General features: G+C 67.9%; 30 protein-coding genes. All 30 read left to right on the top strand.

Annotated features, from left to right (window positions below):
* Positions 1–7 precede the first annotated feature (7 nt).
* On the top strand, positions 8–379 hold the full coding sequence (locus C1I95_RS20645) for a hypothetical protein (protein WP_111215587.1): 372 nt from the start codon (positions 8–10) through the stop codon (positions 377–379).
* Between the two features lie 486 nt (positions 380–865).
* Positions 866–1,240 (top strand): 30S ribosomal protein S12, encoded by a 375-nt coding sequence (rpsL, locus tag C1I95_RS20640; protein ID WP_111215584.1) that lies wholly within the window; start codon positions 866–868, stop codon positions 1,238–1,240.
* Position 1,241: 1 nt separating this feature from the next.
* Complete coding sequence (gene rpsG, locus C1I95_RS20635; protein WP_091079418.1) at positions 1,242–1,712, top strand: 30S ribosomal protein S7; 471 nt, start codon at positions 1,242–1,244, stop codon at positions 1,710–1,712.
* Positions 1,713–1,786: 74 nt separating this feature from the next.
* Positions 1,787–3,883 carry an elongation factor G gene (gene fusA / locus C1I95_RS20630; RefSeq protein WP_111215581.1) on the top strand — a complete coding sequence of 699 codons (2,097 nt, stop codon included), beginning with the start codon at positions 1,787–1,789 and terminating at the stop codon, positions 3,881–3,883.
* A 214-nt stretch (positions 3,884–4,097) separates the two neighbouring features.
* Entirely contained in the window at positions 4,098–5,291 is a 1,194-nt protein-coding gene (tuf, locus tag C1I95_RS20625) for an elongation factor Tu (protein WP_111215579.1), read from the top strand.
* 349 nt (positions 5,292–5,640) lie between these two features.
* Positions 5,641–5,949 (top strand): 30S ribosomal protein S10, encoded by a 309-nt coding sequence (rpsJ, locus tag C1I95_RS20620; protein ID WP_007073037.1) that lies wholly within the window; start codon positions 5,641–5,643, stop codon positions 5,947–5,949.
* Positions 5,950–5,960: 11 nt separating this feature from the next.
* The gene (gene rplC, locus C1I95_RS20615) at positions 5,961–6,626 is read left to right on the top strand and encodes a 50S ribosomal protein L3 (protein WP_111215577.1); all 666 of its coding nucleotides are present in this window, start codon (positions 5,961–5,963) and stop codon (positions 6,624–6,626) included.
* Positions 6,623–7,273, top strand: coding sequence for a 50S ribosomal protein L4 (gene rplD / locus C1I95_RS20610; RefSeq protein WP_111215574.1), 651 nt, complete (start codon positions 6,623–6,625; stop codon positions 7,271–7,273). The genes rplC and rplD overlap by 4 nt, the downstream gene beginning before the upstream one ends.
* Positions 7,270–7,572, top strand: a complete 303-nt coding sequence (gene rplW, locus C1I95_RS20605) for a 50S ribosomal protein L23 (protein ID WP_093403611.1) — start codon at positions 7,270–7,272, stop codon at positions 7,570–7,572. The genes rplD and rplW overlap by 4 nt, the downstream gene beginning before the upstream one ends.
* Before the next feature lie 12 nt (positions 7,573–7,584).
* The gene (rplB, locus tag C1I95_RS20600; protein WP_111215572.1) at positions 7,585–8,424 is read left to right on the top strand and encodes a 50S ribosomal protein L2; all 840 of its coding nucleotides are present in this window, start codon (positions 7,585–7,587) and stop codon (positions 8,422–8,424) included.
* Positions 8,425–8,436: 12 nt separating this feature from the next.
* Positions 8,437–8,718 (top strand): 30S ribosomal protein S19, encoded by a 282-nt coding sequence (rpsS, locus tag C1I95_RS20595; protein ID WP_067359615.1) that lies wholly within the window; start codon positions 8,437–8,439, stop codon positions 8,716–8,718.
* A 40-nt stretch (positions 8,719–8,758) separates the two neighbouring features.
* On the top strand, positions 8,759–9,214 hold the full coding sequence (rplV, locus tag C1I95_RS20590) for a 50S ribosomal protein L22 (RefSeq protein WP_111215570.1): 456 nt from the start codon (positions 8,759–8,761) through the stop codon (positions 9,212–9,214).
* Positions 9,214–10,068, top strand: a complete 855-nt coding sequence (gene rpsC / locus C1I95_RS20585; protein WP_111215568.1) for a 30S ribosomal protein S3 — start codon at positions 9,214–9,216, stop codon at positions 10,066–10,068. The genes rplV and rpsC overlap by 1 nt, the downstream gene beginning before the upstream one ends.
* A 3-nt stretch (positions 10,069–10,071) precedes the next feature.
* Complete coding sequence (rplP, locus tag C1I95_RS20580) at positions 10,072–10,497, top strand: 50S ribosomal protein L16 (protein ID WP_007465292.1); 426 nt, start codon at positions 10,072–10,074, stop codon at positions 10,495–10,497.
* Positions 10,497–10,733 carry a 50S ribosomal protein L29 gene (gene rpmC / locus C1I95_RS20575; protein ID WP_007073028.1) on the top strand — a complete coding sequence of 79 codons (237 nt, stop codon included), beginning with the start codon at positions 10,497–10,499 and terminating at the stop codon, positions 10,731–10,733. The genes rplP and rpmC overlap by 1 nt, the downstream gene beginning before the upstream one ends.
* Entirely contained in the window at positions 10,730–11,008 is a 279-nt protein-coding gene (gene rpsQ / locus C1I95_RS20570) for a 30S ribosomal protein S17 (protein WP_111215565.1), read from the top strand. The genes rpmC and rpsQ overlap by 4 nt, the downstream gene beginning before the upstream one ends.
* 96 nt (positions 11,009–11,104) lie before the next feature.
* Positions 11,105–11,473: a 50S ribosomal protein L14 gene (gene rplN, locus C1I95_RS20565; protein WP_007465279.1), complete on the top strand. Its 369-nt coding sequence runs from the start codon at positions 11,105–11,107 to the stop codon at positions 11,471–11,473.
* Complete coding sequence (rplX, locus tag C1I95_RS20560) at positions 11,470–11,790, top strand: 50S ribosomal protein L24 (protein WP_016813716.1); 321 nt, start codon at positions 11,470–11,472, stop codon at positions 11,788–11,790. The genes rplN and rplX overlap by 4 nt, the downstream gene beginning before the upstream one ends.
* Positions 11,790–12,359 (top strand): 50S ribosomal protein L5, encoded by a 570-nt coding sequence (gene rplE, locus C1I95_RS20555; RefSeq protein ID WP_111215563.1) that lies wholly within the window; start codon positions 11,790–11,792, stop codon positions 12,357–12,359. Before rplX ends, rplE begins: the two co-directional genes overlap by 1 nt.
* A 1-nt stretch (position 12,360) precedes the next feature.
* Complete coding sequence (locus tag C1I95_RS20550; RefSeq protein ID WP_007073023.1) at positions 12,361–12,546, top strand: type Z 30S ribosomal protein S14; 186 nt, start codon at positions 12,361–12,363, stop codon at positions 12,544–12,546.
* 99 nt (positions 12,547–12,645) lie between these two features.
* The gene (gene rpsH / locus C1I95_RS20545; protein ID WP_111215560.1) at positions 12,646–13,053 is read left to right on the top strand and encodes a 30S ribosomal protein S8; all 408 of its coding nucleotides are present in this window, start codon (positions 12,646–12,648) and stop codon (positions 13,051–13,053) included.
* A gap of 16 nt (positions 13,054–13,069) precedes the next feature.
* Entirely contained in the window at positions 13,070–13,612 is a 543-nt protein-coding gene (rplF, locus tag C1I95_RS20540) for a 50S ribosomal protein L6 (protein WP_111215558.1), read from the top strand.
* Between the two features lie 67 nt (positions 13,613–13,679).
* Positions 13,680–14,069, top strand: a complete 390-nt coding sequence (gene rplR / locus C1I95_RS20535; protein ID WP_111215555.1) for a 50S ribosomal protein L18 — start codon at positions 13,680–13,682, stop codon at positions 14,067–14,069.
* 34 nt (positions 14,070–14,103) lie between these two features.
* Complete coding sequence (rpsE, locus tag C1I95_RS20530) at positions 14,104–14,718, top strand: 30S ribosomal protein S5 (protein WP_111215553.1); 615 nt, start codon at positions 14,104–14,106, stop codon at positions 14,716–14,718.
* A complete protein-coding gene (gene rpmD, locus C1I95_RS20525) occupies positions 14,718–14,900 on the top strand; it encodes a 50S ribosomal protein L30 (protein ID WP_111215551.1) in 183 nt (60 codons plus the stop codon). Before rpsE ends, rpmD begins: the two co-directional genes overlap by 1 nt.
* Positions 14,900–15,343 (top strand): 50S ribosomal protein L15, encoded by a 444-nt coding sequence (gene rplO, locus C1I95_RS20520; RefSeq protein ID WP_111215549.1) that lies wholly within the window; start codon positions 14,900–14,902, stop codon positions 15,341–15,343. Before rpmD ends, rplO begins: the two co-directional genes overlap by 1 nt.
* Before the next feature lie 233 nt (positions 15,344–15,576).
* On the top strand, positions 15,577–16,902 hold the full coding sequence (gene secY / locus C1I95_RS20515) for a preprotein translocase subunit SecY (protein WP_111215547.1): 1,326 nt from the start codon (positions 15,577–15,579) through the stop codon (positions 16,900–16,902).
* Complete coding sequence (locus tag C1I95_RS20510) at positions 16,903–17,556, top strand: adenylate kinase (RefSeq protein ID WP_111215544.1); 654 nt, start codon at positions 16,903–16,905, stop codon at positions 17,554–17,556.
* An 89-nt stretch (positions 17,557–17,645) separates the two neighbouring features.
* Positions 17,646–18,497 carry a type I methionyl aminopeptidase gene (map, locus tag C1I95_RS20505; RefSeq protein ID WP_111215541.1) on the top strand — a complete coding sequence of 284 codons (852 nt, stop codon included), beginning with the start codon at positions 17,646–17,648 and terminating at the stop codon, positions 18,495–18,497.
* 47 nt (positions 18,498–18,544) lie between these two features.
* Positions 18,545–18,745, top strand: a 201-nt coding sequence (locus C1I95_RS20500) for a DUF1707 SHOCT-like domain-containing protein (RefSeq protein ID WP_233513775.1), incomplete at its 3' end; no start/stop codon positions are given.

Below are 18,745 nucleotides of genomic sequence, written 5' to 3'. Positions count from 1 at the left end.
GGAGCCGGTGCCCGGCACCCCGTTCGCGGTGGTGCACCTCGACGTGCCACCGGTCACCTCGGGCCTGGCGGTCGGCTCGCTGGTGGCCGGTATCACCTCGATCCTGGTGTCGATCCTGGTCTTCTGCTTCGGCGCGGTCGGGGGAGGGGCCAATGGCGCCTGGGCCGCCGGCGCGTTCGCCATGTTGGGCAGCCTGACCGGGGCGGGTGCCGTGGTGGCCGGCCTGCTCGGCATGCGGCAGATCCGGCGGCCGGCACCTCCGCCGGCGGTCCGGTTCGCCGGCCGTGGTCTGGCGATCGCGGGGATCAGCGGTGGTGGGGCCGGGCTCGTGCTCAGCCTGCTGGGTCTGGGGATGGCGCTCCTGCTGGCCCTGACCTGACCCGACCTGGAGTGGGCTGGTGAGCCCGGCCCGGGGCAACCGGGTCAGGTTCCGCCGGAGCCGGTACACTTGTATCCGTAGGTGCCCATCACGGGCGGGTGGTGTGACAGGTCCTGGCCGGGCGAGCAGCGCGCAGTCCGGCGGGTCTCTCGTTTTGACCTGCGCGGCTGTGGTAGGTACTCTTTCCCCTTGTGCCCGGGCGTGCCCGGGCAACTCGTGCGTGCGCTGGATCCGGCGATCCGGTCTCCGGACGGCGCCACGACTGAGCCAGAAGACCCGGCGTGCGGCGATCCGTGCGCCGGTGACAAAACCCCGGCCCTGCGCATGAGCGTCGGAACCGGGACCGTGAGTTGGGCGACACGCCCGACCGCGGGTGCCGGGACCGCCGCGAGGTGGCTCTGGTCGGAATGTAGGAGAGCCGATCATCAGGTCGGCTACGGCAGACGGTGCGGTCGCGACAGCGGCCGAAGGGAGCGGAGAAACCCGGTGCCCACGATCCAGCAGCTGGTCCGAAAGGGCCGCCAGGCAAAGACGAGTAAGACCAAGACCCCGGCGCTGAAGGGCTCTCCTCAGCGGCGTGGCGTGTGCACCCGCGTGTACACCACCACCCCCAAGAAGCCGAACTCGGCGCTGCGCAAGGTCGCTCGTGTCAAGCTCAGCAGCCAGGTCGAGGTGACCGCCTACATCCCGGGCGTCGGCCACAACCTGCAGGAGCACTCGATCGTGCTCGTCCGCGGCGGCCGGGTGAAGGACCTCCCCGGCGTGCGTTACAAGATCGTTCGCGGTTCGCTGGACACCCAGGGTGTCCGCAACCGTAAGCAGGCGCGCAGCCGCTACGGCGCGAAGAAGGAGAAGAGCTGACATGCCGCGTAAGGGACCCGCACCGCGGAAGCCGCTGGTCGCTGACCCGGTGTACAACTCGCCGTTGGTCACCCAGCTGGTGAACAAGATCCTGCTGCGCGGCAAGCGCCAGCTGGCCGAGCGCATCGTGTACGCCGCCCTGGAGGGCTGCCGCGAGAAGTCCGGCACCGACCCGGTTGTCACGCTCAAGCGGGCGATGGACAACGTCAAGCCGACCCTCGAGGTCCGCAGCCGCCGCGTCGGTGGCGCGACCTACCAGGTGCCGGTCGAGGTCCGCCCGGCCCGGGCGACCACCCTCGGTCTGCGCTGGCTGGTGACGTACTCCAAGGCTCGTCGCGAGAAGACGATGGTCGAGCGGCTGATGAACGAGCTGCTGGACGCGAGCAACGGCCTCGGTGCCGCCGTCAAGCGGCGCGAGGACACGCACAAGATGGCCGAGTCCAACAAGGCCTTCGCGCACTACCGCTGGTAACACCCTGGTCCCGGCGCCTTCGGGTGCCGGGGCCGCCACCAGTTGTGTCGGGACGACGATAAGTAGGGATTGAAGTGGCCGCCGCAGACGCGCTCGCCAACGTACGCAACATCGGCATCATGGCGCACATCGATGCCGGTAAGACCACTACCACCGAGCGGATCCTGTTCTACACCGGTATCACGTACAAGATCGGTGAAGTCCACGAGGGCGCAGCCGTCATGGACTGGATGGAGCAGGAGCAGGAGCGCGGTATCACCATCACTTCCGCCGCCACGAAGTGCGAGTGGAAGGGCCACACGATCCAGATCATCGACACGCCCGGCCACGTCGACTTCACGGTCGAGGTGGAGCGGTCGCTGCGGGTGCTGGATGGTGCGGTCGCGGTCTACGACGGCGTGGCCGGCGTGGAGCCGCAGACGGAGAACGTCTGGCGCCAGGCGGACAAGTACAACGTCCCCCGGATGTGCTTCGTCAACAAGCTCGACCGGACCGGTGCCGACTTCTTCCGCTGCGTGCAGATGATGATCGACCGGCTGAACGCCACCCCGCTGGTGCTCCAGATCCCGATCGGGCTCGAGGGCGACCACATCGGCGTCGTCGACCTGATCGGCATGCGCGCCCTCACCTGGCGTGGGGAGACCCAGAAGGGTGATGACTACGCGATCGAGGAGATCCCGGCCGGCCTGGCCGACTCCGCGGCCGAGTGGCGCGAGAAGCTGATGGAGACCCTCGCCGACGTCGACGACTCGGTGATGGAGAAGTACCTGGAGGGCGAGGAGATCTCCGTCGAGGAGATCAAGGCCGCCATCCGGCGGGCCACCATCGCCAGCAAGGCCAACCCGGTGCTCTGCGGCTCGGCGTTCAAGAACAAGGGCGTCCAGCCGATGCTCGACGCCGTCGTCGACTTCCTGCCGTCGCCGCTGGACATCCCGGCGATCGAGGGTACGGCGACCGACGGCGAGACGCCGCTGCTGCGCAAGCCGTCCACCTCGGAGCCGTTCTCCGGCCTGGCGTTCAAGATCCAGACCGACAAGCACCTCGGGAAGCTCACCTACGTCCGGGTCTACTCCGGCGTGGTCGAGTCCGGGTCTCAGGTGGTCAACTCCACCAAGGACCGCAAGGAGCGGATCGGCAAGATCTACCAGATGCACGCCAACAAGCGGGAGGAGCGCAGCTCCGCCAAGGCTGGCGACATCATCGCGGTGCAGGGTCTCAAGCAGACCACCACCGGTGACACCCTGTGCGACCCGGCGAACCCGGTCATCCTGGAGTCGATGACCTTCCCGGAGCCGGTCATCGAGGTCGCCATCGAGCCGAAGACCAAGGCCGACCAGGAGAAGCTCAGCACCGCCATCCAGCGGCTGGCCGAGGAGGACCCGACCTTCCGCGTCAAGCTGGACGAGGAGACCGGTCAGACGGTCATCTCCGGCATGGGCGAGCTGCACCTGGACATCCTGGTCGACCGGATGCGCCGCGAGTTCAACGTCGAGGCGAACATCGGTAAGCCGCAGGTGGCGTACCGCGAGACGATCCGCCGTACGGTGGAGAAGATCGAGTACACCCACAAGAAGCAGACCGGTGGTTCCGGCCAGTACGCCCGGGTGATCGTGAGCCTGGCGCCGCTGCCGCTGGACAACGACTCGCCGACCTACGAGTTCGCGAACGCCGTCACCGGTGGTCGCATCCCCCGGGAGTTCATCCCGTCGGTGGACGCGGGCGCCCAGGACGCCATGCAGTACGGCATTCTCGCCGGCTTCCCGCTGGTGGGTGTCAAGCTGACGCTGCTGGACGGCCAGTACCACGAGGTCGACTCGTCCGAAATGGCATTCAAGATCGCCGGCTCGATGGTGATGAAGGAGGCGGCCCGCAAGGCCGACCCCGCACTGCTCGAGCCGATGATGGCCGTTGAAGTCACCACTCCGGAGGAGAACATGGGTGACGTCATCGGCGACCTCAACTCCCGCCGTGGCATCATCCAGGCGATGGAGGAGCGCAGCGGCGCCCGCATCGTCCGGGCTCTGGTGCCGTTGTCGGAGATGTTCGGCTACGTCGGCGACCTGCGGTCGAAGACCCAGGGCCGGGCTAGCTACAGCATGCAGTTCGACTCCTACGCCGAGGTTCCGGCTTCGGTGGCTAAGGAGATCATCGCCAAGGCGACGGGTGAGTGACGCTCGCCTGAGCTGATCCGTTGGTGGTCGCGGGAGGATTTCCCCGACCGCGACCACCTCGGTCGGAATGTGTGAATTCCGGGCCTGTAGGCTTCATCGCCGCAGAACCCACAAAGCTCTCCGGCCGTCAGGCCGGAAAGGCTGTCGACAGAGTCCTAAGCGCCGACCCGGCGCACCGGGGCGAACGAACCAAGAAGTCCACAGGAGGACACCAGTGGCGAAGGCGAAGTTCGAGCGGACTAAGCCGCACGTCAACATCGGCACCATTGGTCACATCGACCACGGTAAGACGACGCTGACGGCGGCCATCACCAAGGTCCTGCACGACCAGTACCCGGACCTGAACCCGTACACGCCGTTCGACGAGATCGACAAGGCGCCGGAGGAGAAGGCCCGCGGCATCACGATCTCGATCGCGCACGTCGAGTACCAGACCGAGGCGCGGCACTACGCGCACGTCGACTGCCCCGGTCACGCCGACTACATCAAGAACATGATCACCGGTGCCGCCCAGATGGACGGCGCGATCCTGGTGGTCGCGGCGACCGACGGCCCGATGCCGCAGACCCGCGAGCACGTGCTGCTGGCCCGCCAGGTCGGCGTGCCGTACATCGTCGTGGCGCTGAACAAGAGCGACATGGTCGACGACGAGGAGCTCCTGGAGCTCGTCGAGCTCGAGGTCCGTGAGCTGCTCTCGGCTCAGGAGTACCCGGGCGACGACCTGCCGGTCGTTCGCGTCTCGGCGCTGAAGGCGCTCGAGGGCGACCCGGAGTGGACCGGCCGGCTCCTGGAGCTGATGAACGCGGTTGACACCGCGATTCCGCAGCCGGAGCGCGAGACCGAGAAGCCGTTCCTGATGCCGATCGAGGACGTCTTCACGATCACCGGTCGTGGCACCGTCGTCACCGGTCGCGCGGAGCGCGGCATCCTCAAGCCGAACGAGGAGGTGGAGATCGTCGGCATCCGCGAGAAGTCGATGAAGACCACCTGCACCGGCATCGAGATGTTCCGCAAGCTGCTCGACGAGGCCCGCGCGGGTGAGAACGTCGGTCTGCTGCTGCGCGGCATCAAGCGCGAGGACGTCGAGCGCGGCATGGTGGTCGTCAAGCCGGGCACCAGCACCCCGCACACGGAGTTCGAGGCGACCGTCTACATCCTCTCCAAGGAGGAGGGTGGCCGGCACACCCCGTTCTTCCAGAACTACCGTCCGCAGTTCTACTTCCGGACCACGGACGTCACCGGCGTCGTCACGCTGCCCGAGGGCACCGAGATGGTCATGCCGGGCGACAACACCACGATGACCGTGAAGCTGATCCAGCCCATCGCGATGGAGGACAACCTCAAGTTCGCGATCCGGGAGGGTGGCCGTACGGTCGGCGCTGGTCGCGTCACCAAGATCATCAAGTGAGCTGGGTAACCCCGATTAGACCCGCCGCCGGTCGTGCGGCATACTAGTCAGGTTGCGTAACGACAGTTCGCCGCCCGTGTTCGGCTTCCGCTGAACCTCCGGGTTGGCAGAGCAGTCGGGCGTGGGGTGGTTGGCGGCCCGTCCGTCAACCACCCTCGCGCGGCGTTCAGGTCGCGGTAGCGCGATCGACGCCTGGACCCCCCGCGGTCAGGATCGCTCCGGAGTCTCGGGGCGGAGCCTGGCCCCAGGGCGCGACACGCCCGACCGCGGGGGTGGGCGAAGAGGGTCTGTACCAGCCGGTACAGGCACCCGCAACACAGCGGCATCGAGAGAAGGAACAGAAGCCACCATGGCGGGACAGAAGATCCGCATCCGGCTCAAGGCCTATGACCACGAGGTCGTCGACTCCTCGGCTCGGAAGATCGTCGAGACGGTGACGCGTACCGGGGCGCAGGTCGCTGGCCCGGTGCCGCTGCCCACGGAGATCAACCGTTTCTGCGTCATCCGCTCGCCGCACAAGTACAAGGACTCGCGCGAGCACTTCGAGATGCGTACGCACAAGCGACTGATCGACATCATCGACCCGACCCCGAAGACGGTCGACTCGCTCATGCGCCTCGACCTGCCGGCTGGCGTCGACATCGAGATCAAGCTGTAGGGACCGGACACATGGACAGGCAAGTTAAGGGGATCCTGGGCGCGAAGCTCGGCATGACCCAGGTCTGGGACAACAACAAGGTTGTCCCGGTGACCGTGGTTCAGGCCGGCCCCTGCGTCATCACCCAGGTTCGTGACGCCGACAAGGACGGTTACTCCGCGGTCCAGCTGGCGTACGGCACGATCGACCCGCGTAAGGCCAAGAAGCCGCTCCGCGGGCACTACGCCAAGGCCGATGTGGCGCCGCGCCGGCACATCGTCGAGCTGCGCACCGTCGACGCCGCCGGCTACTCGCTCGGTCAGGAGATCACGGTCGAGGAGTTCCCGGCCGGCGTCTCGATCGACGTGACCGGCAAGACCAAGGGCAAGGGCTACGCCGGCCCGATGAAGCGGCACGGCTTCCACGGTCTGCGCGCCAGCCACGGTGTCGAGCGCAAGCACCGCTCGCCGGGCTCCATCGGCGCCTGCGCCACCCCGGGTCGCGTCTTCAAGGGCACCCGGATGGCCGGCCGCATGGGTGGCGTGCGCTACACCGTGCAGAACCTGACCGTTCAGGCGGTCGACACCGAGAACAACCTCCTGCTCGTCCGCGGTGCCATCCCCGGCCCGAAGGGCGCGCTGGTCCTGGTCCGCACCGCGGCCAAGACCAAGGTGAAGAAGGGCGGTGCGGCCAAGTGACCACCGTTGACGTCCTCAACTTCGAGGGCACCAAGGCTGGCTCGGTCGAGCTGCCGGCCGACATCTTCGACGTGCAGGCCAACGTCCCGCTGATGCACCAGGTCGTGGTGGCACAGCTCGCGGCGGCCCGGCAGGGCACCCACAAGACGAAGACCCGCGGCGAGGTCGCCGGCGGCGGCAAGAAGCCGTACAAGCAGAAGGGCACCGGTCGGGCCCGGCAGGGTTCGATCCGCGCGCCGCAGTTCGCCGGCGGTGGCGTGGTGCACGGCCCGGTGCCGCGCGACTACAGCCAGCGCACCCCGAAGAAGATGAAGGCCGCCGCGCTGCGTGGCGCCCTCTCCGACCGGGCGCGCGCCGGCCAGGTACACGTCGTCGAGGCGTTCGTCTCGGGCGAGAAGCCGTCGACCAAGGCCGCGCTGGCCACGCTCGCCAAGCTGACCGAGGCCCGTCGGGTGCTGGTCGTGCTGAGCAGCACCGACGAGCTGAACTGGGTGTCGCTGCGCAACGAGCCGCGGGTGCACCTGATCGAGGCCGGCCAGCTGAACACGTACGACGTGCTGGTGGCCGACGACGTGGTCTTCACCAAGGAGGCCCTGGACGAGTTCCTGGGCGTTCCCGCCGAGACCACCGAGGAGGGTGGCAAGTGAGCACGATCGCCGACCCGCGCGACATCATCGTGGCGCCGGTCGTCTCGGAGAAGAGCTACAGCGAGCTGAACCGCAACTGGTACACCTTCCTGGTGCACCCGGACGCGAACAAGACCGCGATCAAGATCGCTATCGAGCAGATCTTCAACGTCCGCGTCCTGACGGTCAACACGCTCAACCGCGAGGGCAAGCGCAAGCGGACCCGCACCGGGTTCGGCAAGCGCAAGGACACCAAGCGCGCGATGGTGAAGCTGGCTGAGGGCGACCGCATCGAGGCCTTCGGCGGCCCGGTCAGCTGAGGGGTGTAGACAATGGCTATCCGTAAGTACAAGCCGACGACGCCGGGCCGGCGTGGCTCGAGCGTTGCCGACTTCGCCGAGATCACCCGGTCGACGCCCGAGAAGTCGCTGCTGGCTCCGCTGCCGAAGAAGGGCGGTCGGAACGTCCACGGCCGGATCACCGCCCGGCACCAGGGCGGCGGCCACAAGCGTCAGTACCGGCTGATCGACTTCAAGCGGGTCGACAAGGACGGTGTGCCGGCCAAGGTCGCGCACATCGAGTACGACCCGAACCGCACCGCGCGGATCGCGCTGCTGCACTACGCCGACGGCGAGAAGCGCTACATCATCGCGCCGAAGGACCTGAAGCAGGGCGACGCCGTCGAGTCGGGCCCGGGCGCCGACATCAAGCCGGGCAACAACCTGCCGCTGCGCAACATCCCGGTCGGTACCACGATCCACAACGTGGAGCTGCGTCCGGGTGGCGGGGCCAAGCTGGCCCGCTCGGCCGGCGTCGGCATCCAGCTGCTCGGCCGTGAGGGCGCGTACGCGACCCTGCGTATGCCGTCGGGTGAGATCCGGCGCGTGGACGTGCGCTGCCGGGCCAGCATCGGCGAGATCGGCAACGCCGACCAGTCAAACATCAACTGGGGCAAGGCCGGCCGGATGCGGTGGAAGGGCAAGCGCCCGACCGTCCGTGGTGTCGCCATGAACCCGGTCGACCACCCGCACGGTGGTGGCGAGGGCAAGACCTCCGGTGGTCGCCACCCGGTCAACCCGCAGGGTAAGCCCGAGGGCCGCACCCGTCGTAAGGGCCAGCCGAGTGACCGGCTGATCGTCCGCCGTCGCTACGCCACGCGTAAGCGCGGCTGAGGGAGATAAGACATGCCTCGCAGCCTGAAGAAGGGCCCGTTCATCGACGACCACCTGCTCAAGAAGGTGGAGACGCAGAACGAGAAGGGCTCGAAGAACGTCATCAAGACCTGGTCGCGCCGCTCGACGATCATCCCGGACATGCTCGGGCACACGATCGCGGTGCACGACGGACGTAAGCACGTCCCGGTGTTCGTGACCGAGGCGATGGTCGGGCACAAGCTCGGCGAGTTCGCGCTGACCCGCACGTTCAAGGGTCACGAGAAGGACGACCGGAAGAGCCGCCGGCGCTGACGCCGCGGGCATACGGATAGAGGATCAAGGGGTTACAGCGATGCCAGGAAAGGGCGACGCTCCGGTGCTTCCGGGCGCGCGGGCGGTTGCGCGGCACGTGCGCATCTCGCCGATGAAGGCGCGCCGGGTGGTCAACCTCGTCCGCGGCCTGCCCGCGAAGGAGGCGCTCACGGTGCTGCAGTTCGCGCCGCAGGCGGCGAGCGAGCAGGTGTACAAGGTGCTCGCGAGCGCGATCGCCAACGCGGAGAACAACGAGCGGCTGGACCCCGACGCGCTGCTTGTCAGCGAGGCGTTCGTGGACGAGGGCCCGACCATGAAGCGGTTCCAGCCGCGGGCTCAGGGCCGGGCGTACCGGATCCGCAAGCGCACCTGCCACATCACCGTGGCGGTCGAGGCGGTCGCGCCGGCCGCGCCGAAGAAGTCGGCGAAGAAGGCAGCTCCGGCGGAGCAGACCGCGCCGGCTGAGACGCAGGGCAACACGGAGGGCGCCGAGTAATGGGTCAGAAGGTTCACCCGCACGGGTTCCGGCTCGGCATCTCGACCGACTGGAAGTCCCGCTGGTTCGCGGACAAGCTCTACAAGGACTACATCGGCGAGGATGTCAAGATCCGCCGGATGATGTCCAAGGGTCTGGAGCGGGCCGGCATTTCCAAGGTCGACATCGAGCGCACCCGCGACCGGGTCCGCGTCGACATCCACACCGCTCGGCCGGGCATCGTCATCGGCCGTAAGGGTGCGGAGGCCGACCGGATCCGCGGCGAGCTGGAGAAGCTCACCGGCAAGCAGGTGCAGCTGAACATCATCGAGGTGAAGAACCCCGAGTCGGACGCGCAGCTGGTCGCCCAGGGCGTGGCCGAGCAGCTCTCCAGCCGGGTCAGCTTCCGTCGGGCGATGCGCAAGGCGATGCAGTCGGCGATGAAGAACCCGATGTGCAAGGGCATCCGGGTGCAGGTCTCGGGTCGCCTCGGCGGCGCCGAGATGAGCCGCACGGAGTTCTACCGCGAGGGTCGGGTGCCGCTGCACACGCTGCGGGCCAACATCGAGTACGGCTTCTTCGAGGCCCGTACCACCTTCGGCCGCATCGGCGTGAAGGTCTGGATCTACAAGGGCGACGCGGTGCCGGGCCGGGAGGCTCCGGCCGAGGCGCCGTCGCGCCCGCGCCGGGAGCGTGGCGACCGCCCCGAGCGGCCGCGCCGTGGTCGTTCCGGTTCGTCCGGTACGACCTCCGGTGGCACCGAGGCCGGCCGGGCTGCCGCGACGACCGTCGCGCAGCAGGCCGAGACGCCGAGCGGCGAGCCGGTGGATGCTTCCGCCGTCGCCGCCGCGGCAGAAACGCAGCAGGAGGGCTGACAGATGCTGATGCCGCGCAAGCCCCCGAAGGGCTTCCGCAAGCCGCACCACCCGGACCGCAGCGGCGCGTCCAAGGGCGGTAACCGGGTGGTGTTCGGCGAGTTCGGGATCCAGGCTCTCGAGCCGGCGTACGTGACGAACCGGCAGATCGAGTCGGCGCGTATCGCGATGACCCGCCACATCAAGCGTGGCGGCAAGGTCTGGATCACCATCTTCCCGGACCAGGCCCTCACCAAGAAGCCGGCGGAAACTCGGATGGGTTCCGGTAAGGGCTCGCCCGAGTGGTGGGTCGCGAACGTCAAGCCGGGGCGGGTGCTCTTCGAGATGTCCTTCCCCAACGAGCAGATTGCGCGAGAGGCGATGCGTCGCGCGATCCACAAGCTCCCGATGAAGTGCCGCATTGTGACGCGCGAAGTGGGTGAATCCTGATGGCAGCGGGCGTTAAGGCCTCCGAGCTGCGTGAGCTCTCCGAGGAGGAGTTGGTCACCAAGCTGCGCGAGGCCAAGGCGGAGCTGTTCAACCTCCGCGTGCAGGCGGCAACCGGGCAGCTGGACAACAACCGGCGGCTGCAGGTCATCCGTCGGGAGATCGCCCGGATCTACACGATCATGCGTGAGCGTGAGCTGGGGCTCTCGGCCGCGCCGACTGAGGTGACTGCTTCATGAGCGAGAACACGACCGCCACCCAGCAGCGGGGCCGCCGCAAGGTGCGTGAGGGCCTCGTCGTCAGCGACAAGATGGACAAGACCGTCGTCGTCGAGGTCGAGGACCGGGTCAAGCACGCGCTGTACGGCAAGATCATGCGCCGGACCAGCAAGCTCAAGGTCCACGACGAGCAGAACTCCGCCGGCATCGGCGACCGGGTCCTGATCATGGAGACCCGGCCGCTGTCCGCCACCAAGCGGTGGCGGCTCGTGGAGATCCTCGAGAAGGCCAAGTAGCGAAGGCTCGAGCTCGGCCGAGATCGGTCGGGCGCAGGTTCCGCCAGGCTCCGGCCGCCCCGGCGGCCGGAGAACCGGCAGACATAGGAGATAGACGTGATTCAGCAGGAGTCGCGACTGCGCGTCGCCGACAACACGGGTGCCCGGGAGATCCTGTGCATCCGGGTTCTCGGTGGCTCCGGTCGGCGCTACGCGAGCATCGGCGACGTCATCGTGGCCACCGTCAAGGACGCGATCCCGGGTGCCGGTGTGAAGAAGGGCGACGTCGTCAAGGCGGTAGTCGTCCGCACCGCCAAGGAGCGGCGGCGCCCGGACGGTTCGTACATCCGCTTCGACGAGAACGCCGCCGTCATCATCAAGGACGGTGGGGACCCGCGCGGTACCCGTATCTTCGGCCCGGTCGGTCGTGAGCTGCGGGACAAGCGGTTCATGAAGATTATTTCCCTCGCGCCGGAGGTGTTGTGACCGTGAAGGTCAAGAAGGGCGACACGGTCGTCGTCATCGCCGGCAAGGACAAGGGTGCCAAGGGTAAGGTCATCGCGGCCTACCCGCGGCAGGACAAGGTCCTGGTCGAGGGCGTGAACCGGGTCAAGAAGCACACCCGCATCAGCACCACTCAGCGTGGCGCCAAGACCGGTGGCATCGTCACCCAGGAAGCCGCCATCCACGTCTCGAACGTGATGGTCGTGGACTCCGACGGCAAGCCGACTCGCGTCGGCTACCGGATCGACGAGAATGGCCAGAAGGTCCGCATCGCGCGTAGCACTGGTAAGGACCTGTGATGACCACGGCTACCGAAACCAAGACCACGCCGCGCCTCAAGGAGCGGTACCGCAACGAGATCGTGGCGCAGCTGCGCGAGCAGGGCAACTACGGCAACCCGATGCAGGTGCCGCGACTGGTCAAGATCGTCGTGAACATGGGTGTCGGCGAGGCTGCCCGGGACGCCAAGCTCATCGACGGTGCGGTCCGCGACCTGGCCACCATCACCGGCCAGAAGCCGCAGGTCCGGCGGGCGACGAAGTCCATCGCGCAGTTCAAGCTCCGCGAGGGTATGCCGATCGGGGCGAAGGTGACCCTGCGCGGCGACCGGATGTGGGAGTTCCTGGACCGGCTGCTGTCCATCGCGCTGCCGCGTATCCGTGACTTCCGCGGCCTCGACGGGCGCAAGCTCGACGGGCACGGCAACTACACGTTCGGTCTGACCGAGCAGTCGGTGTTCCACGAGATCGACCAGGACAGGATCGATCGCCAGCGGGGCATGGACATCACGGTGGTCACCACCGCCACGACCGACGACGAGGGCCGGGCGCTGCTCAAGCTCCTGGGCTTCCCGTTCAAGGAGAACTGAGATGGCCAAGAAGGCGCTGATCCTCAAGGCGGCCGCGAAGCCGAAGTTCTCGGTTCGCGCGTACACCCGCTGCCAGCGGTGCGGGCGTCCCAAGGCGGTCTACCGCAAGTTCGGGCTCTGCCGGGTGTGCATCCGGGAGATGGCCCACCGCGGTGAGCTGCCCGGCGTGTCCAAGGCTTCCTGGTAATAGCCCGGCGCGCTCCGCGCGTTAGCTGGACTGTCTCTTCGCCGTAGGCCTGTGAGCGAAAGCCGCGGGAACCCCGGCGAGAAAGGTTGACGAGTTTTCATGACGATGACCGACCCGATCGCAGATATGCTCACGCGTCTGCGTAACGCCAACCAGGCGTACCACGACCGGGTGACGATGCCCTACTCGAAGATCAAGGCGAACCTCGCCGAGGTCCTCAAGGCCGAGGGCTACATCGCCACCTGGTCGGTCGAGGAGCCCGAAGAGGGTGCCGTCGGCAAGCGACTGGTCGTCGAGCTGAAGTACGGCCAGAACCGGGAACGGAGCCTGGCCGGCATCAAGCGCGTCTCCAAGCCCGGTCTCCGGGTGTACGCCAAGTCGGCCGAACTCCCCCGGGTGCTCGGTGGGCTGGGTGTGGCGATCATTTCGACGTCCCAGGGGCTGCTGACCGACCGGCAGGCCCGCAAGCGGAGCGTTGGCGGGGAAGTCCTCGCCTTCGTCTGGTAACGGGAGACAGGTAGAAATGTCGCGTATTGGACGTAAGTCGATCCCGGTGCCGTCCGGCGTCGACGTGACGATCGACGGCCAGACCGTCAAGGTCAAGGGCCCCAAGGGCGAGCTGTCGCACACCCTGGCCGAGCCGATCACCATCGAGCGGGCCGAGGACGGGCAGCTGAGCGTCAACCGCCCGAACGACGAGCGCAAGGCCAAGGAACTGCACGGCCTGAGCCGTACCCTGGTCGCCAACATGATCGTCGGGGTCACCGAGGGCTACCGCAAGAGCCTGGAGATCGCCGGTACCGGTTACCGGGTCACCGCCAAGGGCAAGGACCTGGAGTTCGCGCTCGGGTTCTCGCACCCGGTGCTGGTTCCGGCGCCGAACGGCATCACCTTCACGGTGGAGAAGCCGACGCTGTTCCACGTGGCCGGCATCGACAAGCAACTCGTCGGTGAGGTCGCCGCCAACATCCGGAGGATCCGTCCGCCGGAGCCCTACAAGGGCAAGGGTGTGAAGTACCAGGGCGAGGTCATCCGCCGTAAGGCCGGTAAGGCGGGCAAGAAGTGACCGCGTTCGTTGGTACCAGGGCGAGGTCATCCGCCGGCCGCGAGGCCGTGAGAAAGGCAGGTAAGAAGTGAGCGCCACGCTGCTCAAGCGCCGCCGCGGCGTCGCCGCCAAGCGTGCCGTCGGGCGTGCGCGTCGGCACTTCCGGGTCCGCAAGCACATCAGCGGCACCGCCGAGCGTCCCCGCCTGGTCGTCACCCGCTCGCTGCGGCACATCGTGGCCCAGATCGTGGACGACACCAAGGGTCACACCCTGGCGTCGGCCTCGACCCTGGACGCCTCGGTGCGCGGCACGGAGGGCGACAAGAGCGCCCTGGCCGGCAAGGTGGGCGCCCTGCTCGCCGAGCGGGCGAAGGCCGCCGGCATCTCCAAGGTCGTCTTCGACCGCGGTGGCAACCGGTACGCGGGGCGGGTAGCCGCGCTTGCCGACGCCGCCCGCGAAGCCGGGCTCGAGTTCTGACAATCCCCGTCACGAGAGAAAAGGAAGGCTGCTGATGCCAGGTCAACAGCGCCGTGGCGGCGGGTCCGGTGGCAACGAGGGTGGTCGCCGCGACAACCGCCGTGAGGGCGGTCGCGGAAACGCGCCCGCCGAGAAGACCCCGCACCTCGAGCGGGTCGTCGCGATCAACCGCGTCGCCAAGGTCGTGAAGGGCGGTCGTCGCTTCAGCTTCACCGCCCTGGTGATCGTGGGCGACGGCGACGGCACCGTGGGCGTGGGCTACGGAAAGGCCAAGGAGGTGCCCGCGGCGATCGCCAAGGGTGTCGAGGAGGCCAAGAAGCACTTCTTCAAGGTGCCGCGGATCGGTTCCTCGATTCCGCACCCGGTGCAGGGCGAAGAGGCCGCTGGCGTGGTGCTGCTCAAGCCGGCCTCGGCCGGTACGGGTGTCATCGCCGGTGGTCCGGTCCGCGCCGTGCTGGAGTGCGCGGGCATCCACGACGTGCTCTCCAAGAGCCTCGGCTCGTCGAACCCGATCAACATCGTGCACGCCACTGTGGCCGCGCTGAAGGGGCTTGAGTCCCCCGAGGCTGTGGCGGCCCGCCGTGGCCTGCCCGTGGAGGACGTCGCGCCGGCCGCCATGCTCGCGTCGCGGGCGGGGGTGGCTTCCTGATGGCACGTCTCAAGGTCACCCAGGTCCGCTCCGAGATCGGGACCAAGCACAACCAGCGTGAGTCGCTGCGTTCGCTCGGTCTCAAGCGGATCAACGACGTGGTGGTCAAGGAGGACCGGCCCGAGATTCGTGGCATGATCTTCGCGGTGAACCACCTCGTGAAGGTCGAGGAGGTCGAGTAATGACGATCAAGGTCCATCACCTGCGTCCGGCGCCGGGGGCCAAGACCGCGAAGACCCGTGTGGGTCGCGGTGAGGGTTCCAAGGGCAAGACCGCCGGCCGCGGTACCAAGGGTTCGAAGGCCCGGAAGAACATCTCTCCGGCCTTTGAGGGTGGGCAGATGCCCATCCACATGCGCCTGCCGAAGCTGAAGGGCTTCAAGAACAAGTTCAAGGTGGTCTTCCAGGTGGTCAACCTGGACCGGCTGGCTGAACTGTTCCCCAACGGTGGCCAGGTCGGCCCGGCCGAGCTGGTCGAGGCCGGCGCGGTCCGCAAGGGCCAGCCGGTGAAGGTCCTCGGCACCGGGGACCTCGGCGGGGTGGCGCTCCAGGTCACGGCGCACGCGTTCAGTGCGTCGGCCAAGGAGAAGATCACCAACGCTGGCGGTTCGGCCACCGAGCTGTAAGCTGCATGAGATCATGGCGCCCGCCAGTTGACCCCAGCTGGCGGGCGCCATGGTCTACGCCGGGCGTGTGCGCCCGGTAACATCGGATTCGGTTTATGTAGCCGGGCACATCTGCCCGGACCGGGATCGGGCTGTTAGAGTCCCTTCCCAGCCATGGATATCGGGCACCTGCCCGGCACCCACCCCGAACCGCCCGGATTGACCGGCGGCCCGCCTCGCGCAGGAGGAAGAAGTTGCTGTCCGCCTTTCTCAGTGCGTTCCGTACGCCTGACCTGCGCAAGAAGCTGCTGTTCACAGTAGGCATTGTCGCGATCTACCGGCTCGGAGCGACGCTACCCAGCCCAGGTGTGTCGTACCGCAACGTGCAGAAGTGCCTCGACACCATCGAGGGCTCGACCGGGGTACTGAACCTGCTCGACCTTTTCTCGGGCGGCGCGCTGCTGCAGCTCTCGGTCTTCGCGCTGGGCATCATGCCCTACATCACCGCGTCGATCATCCTGCAGCTGCTGACGGTGGTCATCCCGCGGCTGGAGCAGCTCCGCAAGGAGGGCCAGGCCGGCCAGGCGAAGATCACCCAGTACACCCGCTACCTGACCCTGGGCCTGGGTGTCCTGCAGGCCTCGGCGTTCGTCGCGCTGGCCCGCTCCGGCCAGCTGTTCAACAACCAGTGCGACGAGTTCCCGATCATCCCCACGGGCACCGGCATCCCGGACTGGTTGACGCTGTCCGTCCTGGTGATGACGATGACCGCCGGCACCGGTGTGGTCATGTGGCTCGGTGAGCTGATCACCGACCGCGGCGTCGGCAACGGCATGTCCGTGCTGATCTTCACCTCGATCGCCGCCCGGCTGCCCAGCGAGGGCTGGCGGATCCGGGAGAGCCAGGGCTGGGGCCGCTTCCTCCTGGTCATCGCCCTGGTGCTGCTGGTCATCACCGCGGTCACCTTCATCGAGCAGGCCCAGCGCCGCATCCCGGTGCAGTACGCCAAGCGCATGATCGGCCGGCGGATGTACGGCGGTACCTCCACCTACATCCCGCTGAAGGTCAACCAGGCGGGTGTGATCCCGGTCATCTTCGGCTCGTCGCTGCTCTACCTGCCGCAGCTGGCGCTCCAGTTCTTCGACCAGAACAACCCGGGCAAGACCCAGGCGTGGATCCAGAACAACCTGGTCGACCCGACCAGCCCGATCTACATCTCGGTCTACTTCCTGCTGATCATCTTCTTCACGTACTTCTACGTCTCGATCACGTTCAACCCGACCGAGGTCGCGGACAACATGAAGAAGTACGGCGGCTTCGTGCCGGGCATCCGCCCCGGCAAGCCGACCGCCGACTACCTGGACTTCATCCTCAGCCGCATCACCCTGCCGGGCGCGCTCTACCTCGCGACCATCTCGATCCTGCCGAACTTCTTCTTCATCTGGCTGGACCGGCAGCAGTACCTCAACTTCCCGTTCGGCGGCACCGCTGTTCTGATCATGGTCGGTGTGGCTCTCGAGACCAGCAAGCAGATCGAGAGCCAACTGATGCAGCGGAACTACGAAGGGTTCCTGCGGTAGATGAGACTGGTTCTGGTTGGCCCGCCGGGGGCGGGCAAGGGCACTCAGGCAGAGTTCATCGCCGCGCACCTCTCCGTGCCGAAGATCTCGACCGGCGACATCTTCCGGGCCAACGTGTCCCAGGGAACCCCGCTCGGGGTCGAGGCCAAGCGGTACATGGACGCCGGTAAGCTGGTCCCGGACGAGGTCACCATCAACATGGTGCGGGAGCGGCTCGCCGAGCCGGACGCGGCCGAGGGCTTCCTGCTCGACGGTTTTCCGCGGACCACCCCGCAGGCAGCGGCGCTGGACAAGCTCCTCGCCGACCTCGGGACCGCGCTGGACATCGTGCTGGAACTGGTCGTCGACGACGACGAGGTGATCCGGCGACTGTCCGGCCGGCGCACCTGCCGGGGCTGCGGCAAGATCTGGCACGTCGAGTTCGACCCGACCAACCGGGACAGCATCTGCGACCGCTGTGGCGCCGAGCTGTTTCAGCGCGACGACGACAAGCCCGAGACCATCGCCGCCCGCCTGCGGGAGTACGCGGAGAAGACCGCGCCCCTGGTGGACTACTACGGCGCCCAGGGGAAGCTGGTCGGCATCGACGCCACGGGCCCGGTGGAGGACGTCACGGTCCGCGCCATCGACGCCCTGCGGTCGTACGGGGGCTGAGGTCGGCACAGCCGCCGGCCGGATAGAGTGCGAACAGCGGGGTACGCCCAGCGTGCCCCGCTGTTTCGGCAAGGAAAGGTAGCGCCTCCATGCGTCGTCCCCAGCTGGACATCCAGCTGAAGACCCCCGAGCAGATCGAGAAGATGCGCGCCGCCGGCCTGGTGGTCGCGGAGGCGCTCCGCCGGATGCGGGAGGCGGTGGCCCCCGGGGTGAGTACCGCCGACCTCGACGCGATCGCCGAGGCGACCATCCGCGAGGCCGGGGCGGTCCCGTCGTTCAAGGGCTACCACGGCTTCCCGGCGTCGATCTGTTCGTCGGTCAACGAACAGATCGTGCACGCCATTCCGTCGCCGAAGCAGGTGCTCGCCGAGGGTGATCTGATCTCGATCGACTGCGGCGCGATCCTCGACGGCTGGCACGGCGACGCGGCGATCACCGTCGGCGTGGGCGAGGTCGACCCGGCGCAGCTGCAAATGGCCAAGGTCGCGGAGGACGCGATGTGGGCCGGCATCGCCGCGGCCGCCCGCGGCGCGGCCAGCGGTAGGGGCCGACTCACGGACATCTCCCACGCCGTGGAGCAGGTGGTACGCAAGGCTGGCCGGTACGGCATCGTCGACGGCTACGGCGGCCACGGCATCGGCACCGAGATGCACCAGGATCCGCACGTGCTCAACCATGGGCGGCCGGGCAAGGGGCCACGTCTGGTGGCGGGTATGGCGCTGGCCATCGAGCCGATGATCACCCTGGGTTCGCCGCGTACCGCGGAACTCGCCGACGGCTGGACGGTGGTCACCCGGGACGGGTCGCGGGCCGCGCACGTCGAGCACACCATGGCCCTGCTTCCGGACGGGGTCTGGGTGCTGACCGCCCCGGACGGCGGCCGGGCCCGCCTCGGCGATCTGGTGACCAGCCGCCAACCGAGCACCTCGCCGACCGCCTGACGCGGGCCGGTTACCCGGACTGGCGGCACGATGGCATGCTTGCCGGCATGAACGGGCGGGACGGCATGCGGGCAGCGGACTCCGACCGGCAGGCCGTCGCCGAGCGGCTCCGGGTCGCCCTGGACGAGGGCCGGCTGGATCTGCACGAGTACGACGACCGGTTGCAGCGGGCCTACGCGGCCCGCACCTACGCCGAGTTGGACGCCCTGGTGGGCGATCTGCCGGCGGCGGGCACGGTGGTGCCGGGC

Source organism: Micromonospora craterilacus (assembly GCF_003236315.1).
GTDB classification, from domain to species: Bacteria; Actinomycetota; Actinomycetes; order Mycobacteriales; family Micromonosporaceae; genus Micromonospora; species Micromonospora craterilacus.
This window is presented reverse-complemented; position numbering and strand designations above follow the sequence as displayed.

Excerpts from the sequence above, each read along its gene's own strand:
- rplP (WP_007465292.1), top strand. The coding sequence starts at position 10,072 with ATGCTGATGCCGCGCAAGCCCCCGAAGGGCTTCCGCAAGCCGCACCAC.
- rplB (WP_111215572.1), top strand. The coding sequence starts at position 7,585 with ATGGCTATCCGTAAGTACAAGCCGACGACGCCGGGCCGGCGTGGCTCG.
- rpsE (WP_111215553.1), top strand. The coding sequence starts at position 14,104 with ATGCCAGGTCAACAGCGCCGTGGCGGCGGGTCCGGTGGCAACGAGGGT.
- rpsJ (WP_007073037.1), top strand. The coding sequence starts at position 5,641 with ATGGCGGGACAGAAGATCCGCATCCGGCTCAAGGCCTATGACCACGAG.
- rplE (WP_111215563.1), top strand. The coding sequence starts at position 11,790 with ATGACCACGGCTACCGAAACCAAGACCACGCCGCGCCTCAAGGAGCGG.
- rpsC (WP_111215568.1), top strand. The coding sequence starts at position 9,214 with ATGGGTCAGAAGGTTCACCCGCACGGGTTCCGGCTCGGCATCTCGACC.
- rplO (WP_111215549.1), top strand. The coding sequence starts at position 14,900 with ATGACGATCAAGGTCCATCACCTGCGTCCGGCGCCGGGGGCCAAGACC.
- C1I95_RS20550 (WP_007073023.1), top strand. The coding sequence starts at position 12,361 with ATGGCCAAGAAGGCGCTGATCCTCAAGGCGGCCGCGAAGCCGAAGTTC.
- map (WP_111215541.1), top strand. The coding sequence starts at position 17,646 with ATGCGTCGTCCCCAGCTGGACATCCAGCTGAAGACCCCCGAGCAGATC.
- rpsS (WP_067359615.1), top strand. The coding sequence starts at position 8,437 with ATGCCTCGCAGCCTGAAGAAGGGCCCGTTCATCGACGACCACCTGCTC.
- rpmC (WP_007073028.1), top strand. The coding sequence starts at position 10,497 with ATGGCAGCGGGCGTTAAGGCCTCCGAGCTGCGTGAGCTCTCCGAGGAG.
- rpmD (WP_111215551.1), top strand. The coding sequence starts at position 14,718 with ATGGCACGTCTCAAGGTCACCCAGGTCCGCTCCGAGATCGGGACCAAG.
- rpsH (WP_111215560.1), top strand. The coding sequence starts at position 12,646 with ATGACGATGACCGACCCGATCGCAGATATGCTCACGCGTCTGCGTAAC.
- rpsQ (WP_111215565.1), top strand. The coding sequence starts at position 10,730 with ATGAGCGAGAACACGACCGCCACCCAGCAGCGGGGCCGCCGCAAGGTG.
- C1I95_RS20510 (WP_111215544.1), top strand. The coding sequence starts at position 16,903 with ATGAGACTGGTTCTGGTTGGCCCGCCGGGGGCGGGCAAGGGCACTCAG.
- rplV (WP_111215570.1), top strand. The coding sequence starts at position 8,759 with ATGCCAGGAAAGGGCGACGCTCCGGTGCTTCCGGGCGCGCGGGCGGTT.
- rpsG (WP_091079418.1), top strand. The coding sequence starts at position 1,242 with ATGCCGCGTAAGGGACCCGCACCGCGGAAGCCGCTGGTCGCTGACCCG.
- rplF (WP_111215558.1), top strand. The coding sequence starts at position 13,070 with ATGTCGCGTATTGGACGTAAGTCGATCCCGGTGCCGTCCGGCGTCGAC.
- rplC (WP_111215577.1), top strand. The coding sequence starts at position 5,961 with ATGGACAGGCAAGTTAAGGGGATCCTGGGCGCGAAGCTCGGCATGACC.